This window comes from Pseudomonas sp. S10E 269 (genome assembly GCF_002798465.1).
GTDB lineage: Bacteria > Pseudomonadota > Gammaproteobacteria > Pseudomonadales > Pseudomonadaceae > Aquipseudomonas > Aquipseudomonas pergaminensis.
The window spans coordinates 4,153,433-4,169,483 of record NZ_PHIJ01000001.1 but is presented as its reverse complement, the minus strand read 5'-3'; the positions used below and the strand labels follow the sequence as shown (position 1 = coordinate 4,169,483).

Sequence of the window (16,051 nt, the reverse complement as noted above, 5' to 3'; positions counted from 1 at the left end):
GAATTGGGGAGCTTTTAGCCAGCGGCCAGTTGCCGCGCCGCGCCATTGCGCCAGCGGGCCAGGTGTTCGTCGGCATAGCGCCGCACGCAACGCAGCACGGCGCTTTCGTGCTGGATGAGGAAGAAGTGGTGACCGTCGAACATGTCCAGGGAAAAGCCACTGGCGGCGTCGAGTTGCCAGTCGAGCAACTGGTCGGCGCGCACGCTGTCCTGTTTGCCGCCGAACACGTGGATCGGCATGTCCAACGGCGTGCGCTCGCCATAGGTGAAGCTGCCGCACAGCAGGAAATCGGCACGCAGGATCGGCAGCATCAACTGCATCAACTCGGGGTTGGCCAGGGCTTCTTCAGCGGTGCCTTGCAGTTCGCGCAGGCGGGTGATGAGTTGTTCGTCGGTCTTTTCGATGGCGTACTCGCTGACGTCACGACGCGCCGGCCCGGCCGTGCCGGAGGCGAACAACGCCAGCGGCGCCGGCACGCCGCGAGCGCTCAAGGCGTGCGCCAGCTCAAAGGCGAGCAGGCCGCCAAGGCTGTGGCCGAACAGGGCGTAGGGACCGTTCAAGTCGCGGCTGATTTCCTCCGCGAGCTGCGTGGCCAAGGCCTTGATATCGCGCTGCAGCGGCTCGTCCATGCGCATGCCACGACCGGGCAATTCCAGCGGACACACCTGCAACCACTCCGGCAGGGCCCGGCGCCAGCGCGCATACACCATGGCGCTGGCGCCCGAATAGGGCAGGCAGAACAGGCGCAGTCGAGTCGGCGTACTCATCGAGCGACGACTCCAAACTGAAACACGCTGTATGCACGATAGAAACCCATTTCGTCCTCCTGCGGGTGCTGATCCTTGGCCGTTTTACTAACGGACCTGTCACCCAGAAGAACGGACGGCACCGGCAAATAATTAGTCGCCGGGTACGAGCGAGACGTGGTTCACACCAAACAAGAAAGCATAAGATTAGTTCGCCTTCTCATTTGACAATCATTATCATTAAGCATAATTTGTTGCCCGATGTGTAGGAGGCCTCAGCAAGGACGCCCTCCCCTAACCTCTTTTGCGACAAGGTGATTTCCATGACGGAACAAGTATCCACAGGCAGGTGCGACTCACCGCTTCTCCAGGCATTCGTCGATAACCGGCTGATTCTGGTGAAGATCGCGGCACGTATTACCGGGTGCCGCTCCCGAGCCGAAGACGTAGTGCAGGACGCCTACTTCCGGCTGCAATCGGCGCCGACGATCACCTCATCGTTCAAGGCCCAGCTGAGTTATCTGTTCCAGATCGTGCGTAACCTGGCGATCGATCACTACCGCAAGCAGGCCCTGGAGCTCAAATACTCCGGGACGGAAGAGGAAGGCTTGAATGTGGTTATTCACGGCGCTTCACCGGAAACCTCGCACATCAATTTCAACACCCTGGAAAACATCGCCGACGCCCTGACGGAGCTGCCCCAACGCACCCGCTACGCGTTCGAGATGTACCGCCTGCACGGCGTGCCGCAAAAGGATATCGCCAAGGAACTGGGGGTTTCGCCGACCCTGGTGAACTTCATGATCCGTGATGCGCTGGTGCACTGCCGCAAGGTGTCGGGCAGCCATAGCGATACGTTTGCGCGCAGGGTTTGACGCTCAGCAGAGTGATCTGACACTCAGCAAATCAAATGTGGGAGCTGGCTTGTGTGGGAGCTGGCGATGCGGTTTGACAAATACACCGAATCGCCCGCATTGCAGGCAAGCCAGCTCCCACATGAGCCTATGTCTACCAAGACGATCTGCAGCGTGCCTGTCAGGGCACCGGCATCACATCAATACGATACGGCTCGAAAATCTTCAGCATCTCGCCATCGTCACGCAAGCGCTTGAGCAACGCGGAAAAGGCTTCCCCCGTGATCGGCGCCTTTGGCCGCAGCAGCGCATAGTGGTGATACACCTGGTCGATGCGCTCCGACACCAGGAACTGCCCCGCCATGTCCGCGTTGCGCACCATAAAGTCACTCAAGTACGAACGGGTCACCAAGGCGATGTCGGCACGCCCGCGCGCAACCATCAGCAGGTTGCTGTCATGGGAGTAGGTCAACGTGGCGTTGAAGTGCTCGGCCATGTACTTGGGGTCGGGGTTGAAGTTGGCAAAGGCGTAGTGATACCCGCTGAATACGGCCAGGCGTTTGCCCTTGAGGTCGGCGAAATAATGTTGGTCGCGACCGGTCTCACGCTGGGCGACGAAGATTTCTGCATCTTCCAGGCCCATGTCGACGGTAGTGTGGGGAATCTTCTGCCAGCCCCAGTCGGGGTTTTCGAAGATGGCCATGTCCACTCGGCCCTGCTCGAAATCACGAAAGCGTCGCGGGATAGAAGTGGGCACCAGTACAAATTGGTAGTCGGTTTGCGAAGCGTTGAGGGCCTCGACCAGTTGCGGCAGCAAACCGGTGTCGGCGCCCTGCTCGGGGCGCACGGTGTAGGGCGGGAAATGTGCCGCACCGATGCGGACCAATTGCGCAGCCGAAGCCGGCACCCACCACGCGGTGCCCAGTGCCCAAAAGGTCAGTCCTGCAGCCAGCCGCCATGGCGAAAACATCAAGGCACACACCGTTCAAAAACACTCATGGCGATAAGCTAGGCGTTTTTGTCTGGCGAGACAACTTTCCACCGGCAAATTAATAGCTTGCGCCTCAATCCGCTTTCAGAACCATCAGCAGGGCTTCTTCGGCCAACTGCTCGAGCGTCAGGCTGCCCTCGGCGCGAAACCAGGTGGTGGTCCAGGACAAGGCGCCGGTGAGGAAACGCCGGGTAATAAATACATCGCCACGGATATAACCGGCGTCCTTGGCCTCGCCCAGTACCTGCAGCCAGATCGCCTCATACACATCGCGCAGGGCCAGCACCTGGGCCTGGCCTTCGGCCGACAGTGAACGCCACTCGTACACCAGCACCGCCATGGCTTCGCCGCTGCCGCCCATGATCGACTGCAATTCGCAGCGGATCAGCGCCAGCACGCGTTCGCGCACGTTGCTCGCTTCTTCAAGCGAAGCGCGCATCATCGCGGTGTTGTAGTGGATGGTTTCTTCCATCACCGCGCGCAGGATCTCGTCCTTGCTCTTGAAGTGATGAAAGATGCTGCCGGACTGGATGCCTACGGCGCTGGCCAGGTCGCGCACGGTGGTGCGCTCAAAACCCTTGTTGCGAAACAGGTGGGCCGCGGTTTGCAGCAGCTTGCCACGGGCACTGTCGGGGTCGGTCAATTGGCCGCCATCGACCATGGTGCGCATCACCCGCAGGGCTTTGTGCTCATCCATGCCTCTCTCCTCTACTTCCACGGACGTCTTGGCCGGCAATTTAGGCCGTGCCGGCCACCCAAGCAAGCGCTTGGCTAAAACTTGTGCCCGGAGTTTACAAACCAAGCGCTTGCTTGGTAGTCTCGTTGCCAGCCATTCGAGGAAGGATTTCTCATGAGCAAGACGGTTCGTATCGGCTGCGCCAGCGCCTTCTGGGGCGACACCTGCACCGCCGCAGCCCAATTGGTGCACGGCGGCAAACTGGATTACCTGGTGTTCGACTACCTGGCGGAAATCACCATGTCGATCCTCGCCGGCGCGCGCATGAAAGATCCCCAGGCCGGTTATGCCACGGATTTTGTCGAGGTGCTCACCCCACTGCTCGCCGATATCCAGCGCCAGGGCGTGCGGGTGATCAGCAACGCCGGCGGTATCAACCCCCAGGCCTGCGCCGCCGCCCTGCAAGCGGCCTGCGACAAGGCAGGCGTCGCGCTGAAAATCGCCGTGCTCCTGGGCGATGACCTGCAACCCCAGCTCAAGCATCTTCACACCATTACCGACATGTTCAATGGCACGCCACTGCCGCCGATGTGCGTGTCCGCCAATGCCTACCTGGGTGCACCGGGCATCACCCAGGCGCTGCAGCTGGGTGCGGATATCGTCATCACCGGCCGGGTGGTCGACAGCGCAGTGGTCAGCGCCGCGCTGGTGCATGAGTTCGACTGGTCATGGCAGGACTACGACCGCCTCGCCCAGGCCGCGCTGGCCGGGCATATCATCGAGTGTGGCGCGCAGTGCACCGGCGGCAACTTCACCGATTGGCGCGACGTGCCGGACTACGAGCACATCGGTTTTCCCATCGTCGAAGTCAGCGCCGACGGCCAGTTCACCGTCAACAAAGTCGACGGCACGGGCGGACTGATCAGCGAACTCAGCGTGGCCGAACAGCTGCTGTATGAAATTGGCGACCCACACGCATATCTGCTGCCGGATGTGATCTGCGATTTCAGCAAGGTCAAGCTGCAGCAACAAGGCAAGCACTGCGTACGCCTGCACGGCGCCAAGGGTTTGCCGCCGACCGACCAGTACAAAGTCAGCGCCACTTACCCGGACGGTTTCCGCTGCACGGCCAGTTGCCTGATCGCCGGGATCGATGCCGTGGCCAAGGCCGAGCGGGTCAGCCAGGCGATCATCAACAAGACCTCGGAACTGTTCAGCCAACGCGGCTGGGCGCCTTTCACCGGAGTGAACATCGAATTGCTCGGCAGCGAAGCCACCTACGGCGCCCACGCGATGCGCCAGGACTGCCGCGAGGTGGTGGTGAAACTGGCAGTGCGTCATCCCAACAAACAAGCATTGGTGCTGTTCGCCCGCGAAATCGCCCAGGCCGCTACTGGCATGGCGCCCGGCCTCACCGGCATCGTCGGCGGACGGCCAACGGTGTACCCGTTGATCCGGCTGTTTTCGTTCCTGATCGACAAGGCCTCCTGTGACATCGAGATCGACTTCCAGGGCGAACGCCACGCCTGCGCACGGCCGATGGCCGACACGCCCACCCTGCCGGATGCGCCGATTGAGCCACCCACGCCACAAGGCCGCGCCGATGCCAGCGTACCGTTGGTGAAACTGGCCGTGGCGCGCTCCGGCGACAAGGGCAACCACAGCAACATCGGCGTGATCGCCCGCGACCCCGACTACCTGCCGTGGATCGCCGAAGCACTCACCCCGGCAGTGATCGTCGACTGGATGGGCCATGTGCTCGACCCCGTGCATGGTCGCGTCGAGCGCTGGTACCTGCCCGGCAGCCACAGCCTCAATTTCCTGCTGGAAAACGCCCTGGGCGGCGGCGGCATCGCCAGCCTGCGCATCGACCCTCAGGGCAAGGCCTTCGCCCAGCAACTGCTGGAAATCCCCATCGCCGTGCCGCAACACATCGCAGATTCTCTCACCTGACAGGAGCCTTGCCGTGGCCTTCGACTCAATCTTCAAAGCCGATCTGTTCCAGGGGCAAACCGTGATAGTCACCGGTGGCGGCAGCGGCATTGGCCGTTGCACCGCCCATGAACTGGCGGCCCTCGGCGCTCACGTGATCCTGGTGGGGCGCAAGGCAGAGAAACTGCAAAACGTCGCGATTGAGATCGCCGAAGACGGCGGCACCGCCGATTGGCAGGTGTGCGACATTCGCGATGAAGAGGCGATCAAGGCGCTGGTCAAACACATCATTCAGGCGCATGGCCCGATCCACGGCCTGGTCAACAATGCGGGTGGCCAATATCCGTCGCCGCTGGCCGCGATCAATCAAAAAGGCTTCGAAACCGTGCTGCGCACCAACCTGGTTGGCGGCTTCCTGATGGCCCGGGAAGTGTTCAACCAATCCATGAGCAAGCACGGCGGCGCCATCGTCAACATGCTCGCCGACATGTGGGGCGGCATGCCCGGCATGGGCCACTCAGGCGCGGCGCGTGCCGGCATGGACAACGTCACCAAGACCGCCGCCTTTGAATGGGGTTATGCCGGCGTCCGCGTGAATGCCGTGGCGCCGGGATGGATCGCCTCCAGTGGCATGGACACCTACGAAGGCGCCTTCAAGGCGGTGATTCCGACCTTGCGCGAACACGTGCCGCTCAAACGCATTGGCACCGAGTCGGAAGTCAGCGCGGCGATCGTGTTCCTGCTCAGCCCCGCCGCCGCCTTTATCAGCGGCAGCACCTTGCGCATCGACGGTGCCGCCAGCCTGGGCAGCCGCGCCTGGCCATTGCACAAGGCGCAGTCGCCGAGCGAACCCTTCAATGGCTTCCACCGCGCTTACCTGCCCGATGTGCTCAAGACGGAGCAATAGACCATGCCGGTGATTGAATCCTTGATCGACACCCACAGCGCCCAGTTCGCGCAAAACCGCGAAGCCATGCTGGCGGCCATCGCCCAGCTTCAGCAGTTGGAACACAACCTGCTCGCCAAGGCGCAGGAAGCCAAGGCCAAGTTCGAAAAGCGCGGCCAACTGCTGCCCCGCGAGCGCCTCAACCTGCTGCTGGACCCCGGCGCACCGTTCCTGGAACTGGCCAGCCTGGCCGGCTACAAGTTGCACGACGACAAGGACGGCAGCGCCGCCGGTGGTGGGTTGATCGCCGGCATCGGCTACGTCAGCGGCGTGCGCATGCTGGTGGTGGCCAATAACAGCGCGATCAAGGGCGGTACTATTTCCCCCTCCGGCCTGAAGAAATCCCTGCGCCTGCAACAGATCGCCATGGAGAACAAACTGCCGGTGGTGACCCTCGCCGAAAGCGGCGGCGCCAACCTCAACTATGCCGCCGAGATTTTCGTCGAAGGCGCGCGCAGCTTCGCCAACCAGGCGCGCCTGTCAGCCATGGGGTTGCCGCAGATCACCGTGGTGCATGGCTCGGCCACGGCCGGCGGCGCCTATCAGCCAGGGTTGTCGGATTACGTGGTGGTGGTGCGCGGCCGGGCCAAGCTGTTTCTCGCCGGCCCGCCGCTGCTTAAAGCCGCGACCGGCGAAGTGGCGACCGATGAAGAACTGGGCGGCGCCGAGATGCACGCACAAACCGCCGGCACCGCCGAGTACCTGGCGGAAAATGACGCCGACGGCGTGCGCATCGCCCGCGAGATTGTCAGCCTGCTGCCCTGGAATGATCACCTGCCGCCTGCGACCAAGCGGGCTTATGCAGAGCCGCTGTACCCCATCGAAGACCTGCTGGGCCTGATCCCGGATGACCCGAAAAAACCCTACGACGTCCGCGAGATCCTCGCGCGCCTGGCCGACGGCTCGCACTTTCTTGAATTCAAGGGCGAGTTCGACGCCCACACTGTCTGCGGCCACCTGCACATCCAGGGGCGCGCGGTCGGTGTGATCGGTAACAACGGCCCCATCACGCCCAAGGGCGCGAGCAAGGCCGCGCAATTTATCCAGCTGTGCGACCAGAGCCGCACGCCGCTGGTGTTCCTGCACAACACCACCGGCTTCATGGTGGGCACCGAATCGGAGCAGCAAGGGGTGATCAAGCACGGCGCGAAGATGATCCAGGCGGTCGCCAATGCGCGAGTGCCTAAACTCACGGTGGTGGTGGGCGGCTCCTACGGCGCCGGCAACTACGCGATGTGCGGCCGCGGCCTGGACCCACGCTTCATTTTCGCCTGGCCCAACAGCCGCACGGCGGTGATGGGCGGTGCCCAGGCGGGCAAGGTGCTGCGCATCGTCACCGAGGCCAAGCAGTTGAAGGACGGCCTGGTGCCAGACCCTAAGGTCCTGGACATGCTGGAACAGGTCACCGCGCAGAAGCTCGACAGCCAATCCACTGCACTCTACGGCAGTGCGAACCTGTGGGATGACGGGCTGATTGATCCCAGGGATACCCGCACATTGCTCGGCTTTTTGCTGGATATCTGCCATGAGGCCGAAGTGCGGGCGTTGCAGCCCAACAGCTTTGGCGTGGCGCGTCTCTAACGTTCGCCCGAGACGCCCCGCGTCGCGATAAGGAGCACAATAAAAATGATCTTCACCCAGGAACACCAGGAACTGCGCCGCACCGTCCGCGCCTTCGTCGACCGCGAGATCAACCCCCATGTCGACGAGTGGGAAAAGGCCGGGCGCTTCCCCATCCACGAGATCCTTCGCAAGGCCGGTGACCTCGGCCTGCTGGGCATATCCAAGCCGGAGCAATTCGGCGGCATGGGCCTGGACTACAGCTATTCCATCGTCGCCGCCGAAGAGTTCGGCACCATCCGCTGCGGCGGTATTCCCATGTCCATCGGCGTGCAGACCGACATGTGCACCCCCGCCCTCGCCCGCTTCGGCTCCGATGAACTGCGCGATGAATTCCTGCGCCCGGCCATCAGCGGCGAGCAGGTCGGCTGCATCGGTGTTTCGGAAACCGGCGCCGGCTCCGACGTCGCCGGGCTGAAAACCCATGCGCGCAAGGACGGCGACGACTACGTGATCAACGGCAGCAAAATGTGGATCACCAATTCGCCCAGCGCCGACTTCATCTGCCTGCTGGCCAACACCTCCGACGACAAGCCGCACATCAACAAGTCGCTGATCATGGTGCCGATGAACACCCCCGGCATCAGTGTCAGCCCGCCCCTGGAAAAGCTCGGCATGCACAGTTCCGAGACCGCCCAGGTGTTCTTCGACGGCGTGCGCGTACCGCAGCGCAACCGCATTGGCCACGAAGGCGCGGGGTTCATGATGCAGATGCTGCAGTTCCAGGAAGAACGCCTGTTTGGCGCGGCCAACATGATCAAGGGCTTGGAGCATTGCATCGACAGCACTATCGAGTACTGCAAGGAGCGCCAGACCTTCGGCAAGGCGCTGATCGACAACCAAGTGATTCACTTCCGGCTGGCCGAACTGTCCACCGAAATCGAATGCCTGCGCGCGCTGGTCTACCAGGCCACCGAGCAATACATCAAAGGCCAGGACGTGACTCGCCTGGCTTCCATGGCCAAGCTCAAGGCGGGCCGCCTGGGCCGCGAAGTCAGCGACAGTTGCCTGCAATACTGGGGCGGCATGGGCTTCATGTGGGACAACCCGGTGGCCCGCGCCTATCGCGATGTGCGCCTGGTCTCGATCGGCGGCGGCGCCGACGAAATCATGCTGGGCATCATCTGCAAACTGATGGGCACCTTGCCGGGGAAAAAATCATGAACACCCTGCTGCTCGAACCGCACAACGGTGTGCTGCACATCACCCTAAACCGCCCGGAATGCCGCAATGCGATGAGCCTGGAAATGGTCAATGAACTGCGCAGCGTGCTGGCGCAGCTGGACAGCCAGACGCGGGCCGTGGTGATCAGCGGCGCGGGCGGGCACTTTTGCGCCGGGGCGGACGTGAAAGACCTGGTCACGGCGGGCAATCAACTCCAGGCGCTGAACCGCGCATTCGGCACCTTGCTGCAAGAAGTAGAAGCGGTGCCGCAAGTGGTGATCGTGGTGCTGCAAGGCGCGGTGCTGGGCGGCGGTTTTGGCCTGGCGTGCGTGAGCGATATCGCCATCGCCGATCACCAAGCGCAATTCGGACTGCCGGAAACCAGCCTGGGCTTGTTGCCGGCGCAGATTGCCCCGTTTGTGGTCAAGCGAATTGGCCTGACCCAGGCACGCCGCTTGGCACTGACCGCCGCGCGCTTTGATGGCGTAGAGGCCGAGCGACTGGGGGTCGTGCACTTTACCGAGCGCGATCCGCAGGCGCTGGCAGAACGATTGGATGAAGTGTTGAGCCAGGTACTGAAGTGTGCGCCAGGCGCTAATGCACGGACCAAAGCGCTGCTGCTCGCGAGTGTGGATGAACCGCTTGAAACGGTGCTGGATCGCGGAGCGCAGTGGTTTGCCGAGGCCGTGAGGAGTGAGGAAGGGATTGAGGGGACGCAGGCGTTTGTGCAGAAGCGGAAACCGAAGTGGTGCAGATGACGCCTTCGCGGGCAAGCCCGCTCCCACATTTGGACCGAGTACGGCACGTACAAACCGGTCGGCTCTAAGGCCGCCGCGCTTTTGATTTTGATCTTGGGCGCCCCGTCAAACACGCTGGCCGAACGCAGGCTTGAATCCGTGGGTAACCCGCTGTAAGAGCGGAACCGCCAGCAGCCGTTACCGCGGAAATGGATATGTACCCGAGGACCGCAGCAATGCCGCAGCTAACAAAAATCCTGATCGCCAACCGCGGCGAAATCGCCTGCCGCATCCAGCGCACCGCCCAGGCCCTAGGCTATCGCACTGTGGCCATCTACAGCGAAGCCGACGCCCAAGCCCTGCATGTGCAGATGGCTGACGAAGCCGTGCACATCGGTCCGGCCCCCGTCCACCAGTCATACCTCAACATCGAAGCCATCCTCAACGCCGCCAAACTAACAGGCGCCGACGCCATCCACCCCGGCTACGGCTTCCTCTCCGAAAACCCCGACTTCGCCCGCGCCTGCCAACACGCCAACCTCACCTTTATCGGCCCGAGCGTCGAGGCCATCGAACTGATGGGCAGCAAACGCCTGTCCAAACTCGCCATGCTCGAAGCCGGCGTTCCCTGCATCGCCGGCTACCAGGGCAGCGCCCAGGACGACACCACCCTGCAACAGGAAGCCGACCGCATCGGCTACCCCCTGATGATCAAGGCCAGCGCCGGCGGCGGCGGTCGCGGCATGCGCCTCGTACACCAATCGAAAGACCTGCTGGACAACCTGCACACCGCCCGCTCGGAAGCCAAAAACGCCTTCGGCAGCGACGAACTGATCCTCGAACAAGCGCTGATCGACCCGCGCCACGTCGAAATCCAGGTGTTCGGCGACAGCCACGGCCACCTGATCTACCTCGGTGAGCGCGACTGCTCGATCCAGCGCCGCCACCAGAAAGTCATCGAAGAAGCCCCCTGCCCTGTCATGACGCCCGAGCTGCGCCAAGCCATGGGCGAAGCTGCTTTGAAGGCCGGACGTGCGGTGAACTACGTCGGCGCCGGCACCGTGGAATTCCTGCTCGACCGCCACGGTCGGTTCTACTTCCTGGAAATGAACACGCGCCTGCAAGTGGAACATCCGGTGACCGAACTGATCACCGGCCTCGACCTGGTGGATTGGCAACTGCAGATCGCCGCCGGCCAGCCACTGCCGCTGACGCAGGCGGACGTCACCCTGAGCGGCCACGCCATCGAGGTGCGCCTGTACGCCGAAGACCCGGCCCAAGGCTTCCTGCCGCAAACCGGCGAAGTGCTGCGCTGGGAACCGGCGACTGGTGTACGCATCGATCATGGTGTGGTGCAAGGCCAGTGCATCAGCCCGTTCTACGACCCGATGCTCGGCAAGCTCATCGCCCACGGCGCCACCCGCGAAGAGGCGCGGCGTAAACTGCTAAGGGCGGTGGAAGACACGGTATTGCTGGGCCTGCAGACCAATCGGCAGCTATTGGCCGCCCTGCTCAAGCACCCGGACTTTATTGCTGGCGATTTCAGCACTGGGTTTATCGCGCGACACTTCAGCGAAATCCAGCCCCAGCCCCCCTCAGCAGAACAACTCAGCCTGGCCGCCGCACTGTTTTACGCACACAGCGCACACCAGCATCCCCAAGCCCTGGCCGGATGGCGCAACAACGCCAGCGCGTCCCGCAGCTACCGGCTCGAGGTCAACGGCGAGCTCCACACCGTCAGTACCGAGCCCCTGCCCCTCACCATCGACGGTCGCTTCGCCACCTGGGTGTCCAAGGGTATCCGCCGTCGCGTTGCCTATCACCTCGAAGCCAACCGACTGTGGCTACCCGGCCTCACCGTGGTCGACCGCAGCCAGCACATCGCCAGCCGCCAGGCCAACGCCAGCAGCGGCACGGTCAAGGCGCCAATGGACGGTGCGATCGTCGATGTGCGGGTCAGCGCCGGCGACAGCGTCACCAAAGGCCAACTGCTGCTGGTGCTCGAAGCCATGAAAATGGAGCATCCGCTGACGGCCGGTATCGACGGTGTGATCAAGGGCGTGCAGGTGGCCACGGGCGATCAAGTGCGCAATCGTCAGGTTTTACTGGAGATCGTCTAGCCCCTAGGCGGAACTACAGGGCCGGGCTACGCTCTATCCCCAACAGAAAGGGAAGAGAACGGGAACCTGCGCGATGCCCCATTGGCTGATTATTGACCTTGAAGCCACAACGGATGAAGGCGGCTGGCCCGTGACGGAGATGGAAGTCATCGAGATCGGCGCGAGCCTGGTGAACCGCCAGGGCCGCGAGCTGGATCACTTCCAGCGCTTTGTGCGACCGCTGCGCCGGCCATTGCTGACGCCCTTTTGTCGCCAATTGACCCACATCACCCAAGCGAACATCGATACCGCCGCGCCGATCACCGAGGTGTGGCCGTTGTTCGAACGCTGGCTGGGCCAGCATCAGGCGCGCCTGGAAGGTTGGGCCAGCTGGGGTGATTACGATCGCAAGCAGCTGGAGTTGGAGTGGCAGCGTCATGGCCTGGCCAGTGCACTCGCCCAGACACCCCATGTGAACCTCAAACAGCGCTTCGCCAAGGCCCGGCGCCTGGACAAGCCCCTGGGGCTCAACGGCGCCCTGCAATTGGCGGGGATGCAGTTCCATGGCCAGCAACATCGGGCGCTGGAGGATGCACGCAACACCGCGCGCCTGCTGCCGCTGATTCTGCCGGTCTAGGCAGCTCCCCAAGGCTTGGGCATACTGGCCGACCTATTTCCGTAATCTGCATTCCCTGTAGGCGCCGGCTTGCCGGCGATGAGGCCCGCATGCCGGGCATCGCACAAGCGAATGCCATCGCCGGCAAGCCGGCGCCTACAGGGTGCGTGAAGCCTTTACTCACTTTTCGAGGATTCGCCCATGTTCAAAGTCAACGAGTACTTCGACGGCACCGTCAAGTCGATCGCTTTCGGCACCCCAGAAGGTCCGGCGACCATCGGCGTCATGGCCCCCGGCGAATACGAGTTCGGCACCGCCCAGCGTGAAATCATGCACGTGGTGTCCGGTGCCCTGACCGTCAAGCTGCCTGACGCCAGCGAGTGGGAAACCTTCGCCGCCGGCAGCCAGTTCAACGTACCGGCCAACAGCAAGTTCCAGCTGAAGGTCGCCGTGGACACCGCTTACCTGTGCGAATACCGCGGCTAAGGGTCAGCCACAGGCAAAAAAAAGCCCGTCTCGCAGGAGACGGGCTTTTTTATGGGCGCGGGAAATTACTCAAGAATCGTCACCGGCATCCCGACTTCCAGGCGACCCACGCCATCGTTGACCAGGTTTTGGCCGAACATCGCGCCATTTTCAGTCTTGCGGTAGGCCTCCAGCGTCGCGAAGGGTTCGCGGTCGGCGCTGCGTTCGCCGGTCTGCGGGTCGATGGTGGTGAGGATGCAGCGCGAGCACTGCTTGACCGCCCGAAACTCAACATCACCGATGCGCAGGCGTTTCCAGCCGTCCTCGGCAAAAGCTTCGCCGCCTTCGATCACCAGGTTGGGACGAAAACGCAGCATCTCCATGGGGCGGCCGATGCGTTGCGACAGGTCATCCAGCGAGGCCTGGCCGATCACCAGCAGCGGGTAGCCGTCGGCGAACCCAACTTGATCGTCATCTTTGCCATAACCGGCTTCGGTGGTGCGGGCGCGTTCGAGGGGGATCTGCACCAGGCGCGTCGGTTTGCCGATAAAGGCACTGACCCAGGCCGCGGCCTCGTCGCCGGCGTCGGGCACACGCAAGGTGTCGCGCCAGATGGTCACACCGCGTAATTGAGCGTCGCTACCAGGCAACGCCACGTCCAACGGCGTGTAGCCTGGCGAACTCAGGGTGAGCCCGCCTTGGCTGTTCCACAGGGCCGAGAGTTGGCTCATCTTGGCCACGGCACGCTGCGTGAGGAAACGCCCGCTGGCCTCATCCACCAGCATCCAGCGTCGATCGCCGTCCACCCCAAGCTTATCCAGGCCGACCTGCTGCACTATTTCGGCCTTGCCGGACTTCAAGGGGTAACGGTACAACGCGCTGAGACGAAGCATGGGCCTGCATTCCTGAGGGGCAAAGCCGTCACCCTAAGGTCAAGCGGGCACTTCGTCCAGCATCAGACGCTGACGCACTACATCCACCAGCTTGTCGGGCTGGAATTTGGACAGGAAGTTGTCGCAGCCGACCTTCTTCACCATCGAGTCATTGAAACTGCCCGACAAAGAGGTGTGCAGCACCACATACAGCTTGCGCAGGCGCGGGTCGTTGCGGATCTCAGTGGTGAGACGGTAGCCGTCCATTTCAGGCATTTCGGCATCGGTGAAGATCATCAGCAGCTTGTCGGTCATCACCTGGCCACTGTCGGCCCAGGCCTTGAGCATGTTCAGTGCCTTGAGGCCGTCGCTGGCAATGTGCATCTTCACGCCCAGTTGGCCGAGGGTGTCGCGCAATTGCGAGAGGGCCACGTTGGAGTCATCCACCAGCAGCACTTCACGGCCACGGGCGCGCTCCAGCACCGGGTCTTCGAGTTTCTCGCGGGAGACCTTGGCGTTGTACGGCACAATTTCAGCCAGGACTTTTTCCACGTCGATGATTTCCACCAACTGGTCGTCGACCTTGCTGATGGCCGTGAGGTAATGCTGGCGACCGGCACTGGCCGGCGGCGGCAGGATGGCTTCCCAGTTCATGTTGACGATGCGGTCAACGCCGCCCACCAAAAACGCCTGCACGGAGCGGTTGTACTCGGTGACGATAATGGTGCTGTTGGGGCCCGGCACCAGCGGGCGCATGCCAATCGCCTGGGACAGGTCGATCACCGGCAGGGTCTGGCCACGCAGGTTGACCACGCCGCACACGAACGGATGACGTTGCGGCATCAAGGTCAACTTGGGCAGTTGCAGCACTTCCTGCACCTTGAACACGTTGATCGCGAACAACTGGCGCCCGGCCAGGCGGAACATGAGGATCTCCAGGCGATTCTCACCCACCAGCTGTGTGCGTTGATCTACCGTGTCGAGAATGCCGGCCATTAAAAGCTCCTGTTGCGCTGAGGAATTGTGCGGTTCACATAAGCCTGGTTATCGGCGGCGAACGCCAGACCTTGACCCTGGTAAAATGCCACGTAAATTCATTGATGTCACACTGACATCATGGTTTACTGCGCTGGCCACTCCAGATGGCGGTATAGCGACGTTGCGCGACATTCAATTCGACGCAAGGTTCCGCTATGTAAGGGATTCCCCTAGGCACAATCAGGCCCAACCTGATATTCGCAATATCTAATAGCCATTAATGTGACGCCATTCTCAATGCATGAATGGAGTCAGGCTTTTGTTTGCCATCCCAAGCCCTCGGCCCGCAGGCCTTCCAGACATACAGATGTCGGCCATTGAAGGTGTGCAACTGACCCCGCTCATGAGGGCAGCGCACCGCCGTTGCCGCCACTCTAATAAGCGTCCTACTGAAAACTCAGAAGCGACCTACAGATCCCAGTCATATTTCAGCGCTACTTTTAAGCCATTCACCCGGTGCGACATCTCATCACCCGACCTTATGTTGTGGAGACTTGCATGATGAACAGCGCAAATGAATGGCAGACCACACTTCCCGAGTTTTTGTTGGAAGCGGAAAGGCTACTGGCCAAGTCGGAAGAGTGCTTGAGCCATTTGCACCTGATTCGCGACGACAGCGACGCCATCGACTGCATGAAGTCCAGCCTGGCCAAACTGGCCGAGAAGGCCGACAGCCTGGCCCTGCAGGCAATCAGCGAGTTTTCCCGGCATATCCAGTACCTGATCGCCAACGCCGCCAGCCCCATGCAACTGCATGATCAGGCGCTGGATGCCTTGCATGCGTGCCTGACTTTATTGGCATGGCAACTGGAACTCATCGACACCCGCACCGGCGAACTGGGTATGGATGAGAGTGAGCAGGCGACATTGATTGCAACGGTTACGTTGCAGATTCCGCAAAAAGATTTCAGTTATAAACCGCAGCAGCGCTTGCATCACACGTCTTGAGTGAATATCCATGTCGTATTTAAACTGAAGTTGTCTGAAAACGACCCCACCATTAATCGAGTTGAATTGAGTCGCGCGGGCAAAGATATCAATTAGCCATTAACGGTAATAACGATACAACCTTGCAGAAATAATATAACTTCCCCACTTCATGAACTCTGGGAATACCGCCCGGAGCATTTGCGCGGTTATTAATCCTGCAAGGCACCGCACCAGGCGACCAACGGTAACAGTGGTGGTACTATGCCCCGCTCGAAGTGACTCAACTTCATCATGCATAAAAACGATTCGATAACGCATTCCAAACAGAGCCCAGTCAGCCGCCGTGACCGGTCTTCCCGCAGCGA

At 61.8% G+C, this 16,051-nt stretch carries 15 protein-coding genes; 10 read left to right on the top strand and 5 right to left on the bottom strand.

Annotated elements, in window-relative coordinates; translation table 11 throughout:
- Positions 1 to 14: 14 nt before the first annotated feature.
- On the bottom strand, positions 15 to 767 hold the full coding sequence (locus CWC48_RS19470; RefSeq protein ID WP_100492416.1) for a thioesterase II family protein: 753 nt from the start codon (positions 765 to 767) through the stop codon (positions 15 to 17).
- Positions 768 to 1,069: 302 nt separating this feature from the next.
- Between CWC48_RS19470 and CWC48_RS19465 the strand changes: the two genes are divergently transcribed.
- On the top strand, positions 1,070 to 1,621 hold the full coding sequence (locus CWC48_RS19465) for an RNA polymerase factor sigma-70 (protein WP_005789991.1): 552 nt from the start codon (positions 1,070 to 1,072) through the stop codon (positions 1,619 to 1,621).
- 160 nt (positions 1,622 to 1,781) lie between these two features.
- Here CWC48_RS19465 and CWC48_RS19460 read toward each other — a convergent pair whose 3' ends face one another.
- Both CWC48_RS19460 and CWC48_RS19455 read right to left on the bottom strand, forming a co-directional pair.
- Entirely contained in the window at positions 1,782 to 2,570 is a 789-nt protein-coding gene (locus CWC48_RS19460) for an ABC transporter substrate-binding protein (RefSeq protein WP_100492415.1), read from the bottom strand.
- Between the two features lie 94 nt (positions 2,571 to 2,664).
- Positions 2,665 to 3,288, bottom strand: a complete 624-nt coding sequence (locus tag CWC48_RS19455) for a TetR/AcrR family transcriptional regulator (RefSeq protein ID WP_078049586.1) — start codon at positions 3,286 to 3,288, stop codon at positions 2,665 to 2,667.
- A 153-nt stretch (positions 3,289 to 3,441) separates the two neighbouring features.
- Here CWC48_RS19455 and CWC48_RS19450 point away from each other — a divergent pair, with 153 nt between their 5' ends.
- From CWC48_RS19450 to CWC48_RS19415, 8 genes are all read left to right on the top strand, one after another.
- Positions 3,442 to 5,220, top strand: coding sequence for an acyclic terpene utilization AtuA family protein (locus CWC48_RS19450; protein ID WP_100492414.1), 1,779 nt, complete (start codon positions 3,442 to 3,444; stop codon positions 5,218 to 5,220).
- Between the two features lie 13 nt (positions 5,221 to 5,233).
- Entirely contained in the window at positions 5,234 to 6,106 is an 873-nt protein-coding gene (locus CWC48_RS19445; RefSeq protein WP_100492413.1) for an SDR family oxidoreductase, read from the top strand.
- Positions 6,107 to 6,109: 3 nt separating this feature from the next.
- Positions 6,110 to 7,726: a geranyl-CoA carboxylase subunit beta gene (gene atuC / locus CWC48_RS19440; RefSeq protein ID WP_100492412.1), complete on the top strand. Its 1,617-nt coding sequence runs from the start codon at positions 6,110 to 6,112 to the stop codon at positions 7,724 to 7,726.
- A gap of 45 nt (positions 7,727 to 7,771) precedes the next feature.
- Positions 7,772 to 8,929 (top strand): citronellyl-CoA dehydrogenase, encoded by a 1,158-nt coding sequence (gene atuD / locus CWC48_RS19435; RefSeq protein ID WP_100492411.1) that lies wholly within the window; start codon positions 7,772 to 7,774, stop codon positions 8,927 to 8,929.
- Positions 8,926 to 9,687, top strand: a complete 762-nt coding sequence (locus CWC48_RS19430) for an enoyl-CoA hydratase/isomerase family protein (RefSeq protein ID WP_100492410.1) — start codon at positions 8,926 to 8,928, stop codon at positions 9,685 to 9,687. Before atuD ends, CWC48_RS19430 begins: the two co-directional genes overlap by 4 nt.
- Positions 9,688 to 9,902: 215 nt before the next feature.
- On the top strand, positions 9,903 to 11,786 hold the full coding sequence (locus CWC48_RS19425) for an acetyl/propionyl/methylcrotonyl-CoA carboxylase subunit alpha (RefSeq protein WP_100492409.1): 1,884 nt from the start codon (positions 9,903 to 9,905) through the stop codon (positions 11,784 to 11,786).
- Positions 11,787 to 11,859: 73 nt separating this feature from the next.
- Positions 11,860 to 12,402, top strand: a complete 543-nt coding sequence (locus CWC48_RS19420; protein WP_078049594.1) for an exonuclease domain-containing protein — start codon at positions 11,860 to 11,862, stop codon at positions 12,400 to 12,402.
- A 180-nt stretch (positions 12,403 to 12,582) separates the two neighbouring features.
- Positions 12,583 to 12,867, top strand: a complete 285-nt coding sequence (locus CWC48_RS19415) for a pyrimidine/purine nucleoside phosphorylase (RefSeq protein WP_034107898.1) — start codon at positions 12,583 to 12,585, stop codon at positions 12,865 to 12,867.
- Between the two features lie 65 nt (positions 12,868 to 12,932).
- Here CWC48_RS19415 and CWC48_RS19410 read toward each other — a convergent pair whose 3' ends face one another.
- Together CWC48_RS19410 and CWC48_RS19405 are read right to left on the bottom strand one after the other, a co-directional pair.
- Complete coding sequence (locus tag CWC48_RS19410) at positions 12,933 to 13,739, bottom strand: MOSC domain-containing protein (RefSeq protein WP_100492408.1); 807 nt, start codon at positions 13,737 to 13,739, stop codon at positions 12,933 to 12,935.
- 39 nt (positions 13,740 to 13,778) lie between these two features.
- A complete protein-coding gene (locus tag CWC48_RS19405) occupies positions 13,779 to 14,714 on the bottom strand; it encodes a chemotaxis protein CheV (RefSeq protein WP_078049596.1) in 936 nt (311 codons plus the stop codon).
- Positions 14,715 to 15,254: 540 nt separating this feature from the next.
- Between CWC48_RS19405 and CWC48_RS19400 the strand changes: the two genes are divergently transcribed.
- Positions 15,255 to 15,704 (top strand): hypothetical protein, encoded by a 450-nt coding sequence (locus CWC48_RS19400; protein WP_177409497.1) that lies wholly within the window; start codon positions 15,255 to 15,257, stop codon positions 15,702 to 15,704.
- The last annotated feature ends 347 nt before the right edge of the window (positions 15,705 to 16,051 follow it).